Source organism: Streptomyces sp. SID10853 (assembly GCF_010548145.1).
GTDB lineage: Bacteria > Actinomycetota > Actinomycetes > Streptomycetales > Streptomycetaceae > Streptomyces.
This window is the reverse complement of the sequence record NZ_JAAGLN010000357.1, coordinates 1-4,878: the sequence shown is the minus strand read 5'-3', so window position 1 is coordinate 4,878 and position 4,878 is coordinate 1. Positions and strand designations below refer to the sequence as shown.

The following is a 4,878-nucleotide window of genomic DNA, read 5'->3' as shown; positions in this document are numbered from 1 at the left end:
CACCGGGGCCGGCTGGTCGGGGCGGCGCGCGCGCTGGGCGGGCTCGATCTGCTGGTCAGCAATGCGAGCGCGCTGGGCGCCGAGCCGCTCGTACGCCTCGACGAGCTGCCGCTCGACGGGTTGCGGGCGGCGCTGGAGACCAATGTGGTGGCCGCGCTGGGGCTGGTGCGGGAGTCGCTGCCGCTGCTGCGGGCGGCCGGTGCGGGGGCGGTGATCACGGTGAGTTCGGACGCCGCTGTCGAGGCGTACGGCACCTGGGGCGGGTACGGGGCGTCCAAGGCCGCGCTCGACCAGCTGTCGGCGGTGCTCGCGGCCGAGGAGCCGGGGCTGCGGGTGTGGGCGGTGGACCCGGGGGACATGCGGACCGATCTGTACGCGGCCGCGGTGCCCGGCGACGGGGCGGAGCGGCCGGCGCCTTCGACGGTGGTTCCGGCGTTTCTGCGGCTGCTCGACGAACGGCCGGCGAGCGGGCGGTTCACCGCAGCGGCACTGGCCGGTGAGGGTCGATGAGTGCCCGGCAGGCCCTGCGGATCCCGGACCATCCGGCCGCTTCGGTGCCCGCCGAGGAACGGGGGCACGGGCGGGACGACGTACGGATGATGGTGTCGCGCGGCACCGCGGTCTCCCATCACACGTTCCGGGAGCTGCCCTGCCTGCTGCGGGCGGGGGACGTGCTGGTGGTGAACACCTCACGGACGCTGGCCGCCGCGGTCGACGGGACGGACGCGGCGGGGGCCCGTGTGGTGGTGCACTTCTCCGCCCGCGGGGACGACGGCCGGTGGGCGGTGGAGTTGCGGGAGCCGGTGCCGGGCGGGAGCACCCGGCGGCGCGCGGGCGGGCCTGCCGGGTCCGTGGTGCGGCTGCCCGGCGGTGCACGGCTCGTATGGGAGGAGCCGCTGACCGCCGGTGAGGAGCGGCTGTGGTGGGCGCGGCCGTCGGTGGCCGGTATCGCGGAGCTGCTGCGGCGGTACGGCCGCCCGATCCGGTACGCGTACACCCGGCGTGACCAGCCGCTCTCCGCGTATCAGACGGTGTTCGCGCTGGACGCGCCGGACGGGGCGGGTTCGGCGGAGATGCCGAGTGCCGCGCGGCCCTTCACCCCCGGCCTGGTCGTGGAGCTGGTGAGCCGCGGGATCCAGTTCGCGCCCGTGGTGCTGCACACCGGGGTGGCGTCGGCGGAGGCGCACGAGACCCCTTGTCCCGAGCCTTTCGAGGTGCCGGCGTCCACCGCGCGGCTGGTCAACGCGGCGCGGGCGGGCGGCGGGCGGGTCGTCGCGGTGGGGACGACGGCGGTGCGTGCCCTGGAGACCGCGGCGCGGCCGGACGGGGTGGTGCGGGCACGGGCCGGGTGGACCGAACTGGTTGTCACGCCGGGGCGCGGGGTGCGGGTGGTGGACGGGCTGCTGACCGGGCTGCACGAGCCCGAGGCGTCCCATCTGCTGATGCTGGAGGCGGTCGCGGGGCGGGAGGCCCTGGAGCGCGGCTATGCGGAAGCCGTACGGGCCCTCTACCTCTGGCACGAGTTCGGGGACGTTCACCTCATACTTCCGGATGAGGAACCTGACGCTCCGCATTGCTGAAGCAACTCATCGTGAATTCGCCGCCCGAACCGTGTGACGCCGCGCATAGGACCCACGTCACTTACGAGGTTCGCTAGTTGATGCTTAAGGGGGGCCTGGGCCGGGTACGCGCGGGTGCCTCGCCCTCCAGAGCCGCCCCCACGCCACTAAGCGGGATCGTACGTCACACCTTTGCCACAATATTTTGCGGCCGCTAAGAATTGCTCCCGTCGCCGCCCCAGGGCGTTACCGCCGCCCCCGGCGCTCGCGACTTCCGCTATTCGAAGAGGTACGCACCGCATGTCAGAGAACCGCCATGGCCGTCGTCGCCTGACCAAGACTCACAAGTACTCGATCGGTGGTGTGGCCGCCGTCGGCGCCGCAGCCGTCGCTTTCACGCTTGTTCCCGGAAACGCGTCCGCCGAGACGACTCACGTCGACGCCGCTCCGGTTGCCTTCGCCTCGCAGACCAAGACGGTGGAGGCGGGCCTCAACGCCCAGCAGGTCCACGCTGACAAGGCCGCCAAGGCCGCGGCCGCGAAGGCCAAGGCCGCCGCGGTCAAGGCGAAGGCCGAAGCCAAGGCCAAGGCCGCCGCGAAGGCCAAGGCCGAAGCCTCCGCCAAGGCCAAGGCGGCTGCTGCCGCCAAGGCGAAGGCCGCGGCCGCCGCGAAGGCCAAGGCGGCAGCCAAGGAGCGCACCGCCAAGACGGCCGCCAGCCGCGCCGCCACCCGCACGACCGTCTACGCGAACAACCTCGACGGCTGGATCCGCCACGCGCTGGCCATCATGCAGGCCAAGAACATCCCCGGCTCGTACAACGGTCTGTACCGCAACATCATCCGTGAGTCCGGCGGCAACCCGATGGCCATCAACAACTGGGACATCAACGCCCAGAACGGCGTCCCGTCGAAGGGTCTGCTCCAGACCATCCAGCCGACCTTCGACACGTACCACGTCGCCGGCACGTCGACCAACATCTACGACCCGGTCGCCAACATCACCGCCGCCGCGAACTACGCCGCCGCGAACTACGGCTCGATCGACAACGTCAACAGCGCCTACTGATCAGCAAGTCCACTGATCCGGCACTGATTCACGTACTGATCACGTACTGGTCCGGCGCCACCGGACCACGCCGAAGGGCGGCACCCACACTGCGGGTGCCGCCCTTCGGCGTTGCGCGTTCGCGGTCTACTTGCGCATGACCTCGGGCTCGTGGCGGCGCAGCAGCCGCGCCACCAGGACACCGCAGATCACGCCGATGGCGAGCAGGATCCCCATGTCCATGACCCAGGTACCGAGTGTGTGGTCCCAGAGCGGGTCCGTGCTGGCCGGGTCCTTCTTGTTGGGCAGCAGGACGTTCAGCGACGCGGTGGCACCCGCGGCCGCGACCGCCCAGCGGGCCGGCATCAGGAACGAGAACTGGTTGATCCCCGCGGCGCCGTTCAGCGTGAAGAGGCAGCCGGTGAAGACCACCTGTGTGATGGCGAACATGACGAGGAGCGGCATGGTCTTCTCGGAGGTCTTCACCAGTGAGGAGATGATCAGGCCGATCATCATCGAGGTGAGGCCGAGCGCCATGATCGGCAGGGTCATCTCGAACCGGGTGGAGGCCGAGAAGATCAGTCCCTCGGCCGGCGCGTCCTTCATACCGAAGCCGATACCGCCGATGATGGCGCCCTGCACCAGGGTGATCAGACCGAGCACGATCACCTTGGACATCAGATAGGCGGAACGTGACAGGCCGGTGGCCCGTTCACGTTCGTAGATCACCCGTTCCTTGATCAGTTCTCGTACGGAGTTGGCGGCCCCGGCGAAGCAGGCCCCGACGGCGAGGATCAGCAGGATCACCGCGCCGTCACCGTTGCTGAGGTGCCCCGCCGCCGGGCCGAAGCCGAGTCCGTAGTCCGCCGGGATCAGCGCGCCGACCGTGCCGAGCACCGCGGGCAGCAGCAGCGAGAGCGCCATGAAGCCCCGGTCGGAGACGATCACCGAGACATAGCGCCGCATCAGGGTGAGCAGCTGGGAGCCCCATGCCTGCGGCTTCGGCGGCTTCATCGACTGGGCGGACGGCATCTGGACCGACTGCACGGCGACCGCGTCGATGTCCGCCGCGTACATCTGGTAGTGCTGCGAACCGCGCCAGCGGCCCGCCCAGTCGTAGTCGCGGTAGTTCTCGAAGGCCGAGAAGACATCGGCCCAGCTGCTGTAGCCGAAGAAGTTCAGCGCCTCCTCGGGCGGTCCGAAGTACGCGACCGAGCCGCCGGGCGCCATCACCAGGAGCTTGTCGCAGATGGCGAGCTCGGCGACGGAGTGGGTGACGACGAGCACCGTACGGCCGTCGTCGGCGAGGCCGCGCAGCAGCTGCATGACATCGCGGTCCATGCCCGGGTCGAGCCCGGACGTCGGCTCGTCCAGGAAGATCAGCGAGGGCTTGGTGAGCAGTTCGAGCGCGACCGAGACACGCTTGCGCTGACCGCCGGAGAGTGAGGCGACCCGCTTCTCCTTGTGGATGTCCAGCTTCAGCTCGCCCAGCACCTCGTCGATGCGCGAGGAGCGCTCCGCCTCGGTGGTGTCGGCGGGGAAGCGCAGCTTGGCCGCGTACTTCATCGCCTTACGGACCGTGAGTTCCTTGTGCAGGATGTCGTCCTGCGGGACCAGTCCGATGCGCTGGCGCAGCTCGGCGAACTGCTTGTACAGATTCCTGTTGTCGTAGAGGACGTCGCCCCGGTTGGCGGGCCGGTAGCCGGTGAGCGCCTTGAGCAGGGTCGACTTCCCGGAGCCCGACGGGCCGATGACCGCGATGAGCGACTTCTCGGGGACGCCGAACGAGACGTCCTTGAGGATGTCCTTGCCCCCGTCGACCGTCACCGTGAGGTGGCGGGCGGAGAAGGAGACCTCACCGGTGTCGACGAACTCCTCGAGGCGGTCGCCGACCAGCCGGAACGTCGAGTGGCCGACGCCGACGATGTCGTTGGGCCCGATCAGGGCCGTACCGGACTTGGCCATCGGCTGGCCGTTGATATAGGTGCCGTTGTGGGATCCGAGATCGCGGATCTCGAAGCGTCCGTCCGGCGTCGCCACGAACTCGGCGTGGATGCGGGAGACCTGGAGGTCGGAGACGACCAGTTCGTTCTCCAGGGCACGGCCGATGCGCATGACCCGGCCGAGTGCCAGCTGGTGGAAGGTGGTCGGGCTGCGGTCGCCGCCGTACGCCGGCGGGGCCCCCGCGGACCCGTCGGCCTGACCGCCCTGCTGGGGCACCTGCCCCTGCGGCTGCTGCCAGCCCTGCGGGGCCGCGTTCTGCGGCGGCTGCTGG

Annotated in this window: 4 protein-coding genes; 3 read left to right on the top strand and 1 reads right to left on the bottom strand. The window is 70.3% G+C overall.

The genetic code is table 11. The annotated features are described in order from the left end of the window. The 3 genes from G3I19_RS34500 to G3I19_RS34490 all read left to right on the top strand — a co-directional run. Nucleotides 1–510 (top strand): SDR family oxidoreductase (locus G3I19_RS34500; protein ID WP_164267643.1); only part of this gene is annotated, 510 nt, incomplete at its 5' end. Beyond that, nucleotides 507–1,580: an S-adenosylmethionine:tRNA ribosyltransferase-isomerase gene (locus G3I19_RS34495; protein ID WP_164267642.1), complete on the top strand. Its 1,074-nt coding sequence runs from the start codon at nt 507–509 to the stop codon at nt 1,578–1,580. The genes G3I19_RS34500 and G3I19_RS34495, both read left to right, overlap by 4 nt. Before the next feature lie 279 nt (nt 1,581–1,859). Next, nucleotides 1,860–2,624: a transglycosylase SLT domain-containing protein gene (locus G3I19_RS34490; RefSeq protein ID WP_164267641.1), complete on the top strand. Its 765-nt coding sequence runs from the start codon at nt 1,860–1,862 to the stop codon at nt 2,622–2,624. A gap of 126 nt (nt 2,625–2,750) precedes the next feature. Here the strand turns inward: G3I19_RS34490 and G3I19_RS37110 are convergent. Further along, the coding region (locus G3I19_RS37110) for an ABC transporter ATP-binding protein/permease (RefSeq protein WP_203600994.1) at nt 2,751–4,878 on the bottom strand (2,128 nt) is incomplete at its 5' end.

Excerpts from the sequence above, each read along its gene's own strand:
- G3I19_RS34490 (WP_164267641.1), top strand. The coding sequence starts at position 1,860 with ATGTCAGAGAACCGCCATGGCCGTCGTCGCCTGACCAAGACTCACAAG.
- G3I19_RS34495 (WP_164267642.1), top strand. The coding sequence starts at position 507 with ATGAGTGCCCGGCAGGCCCTGCGGATCCCGGACCATCCGGCCGCTTCG.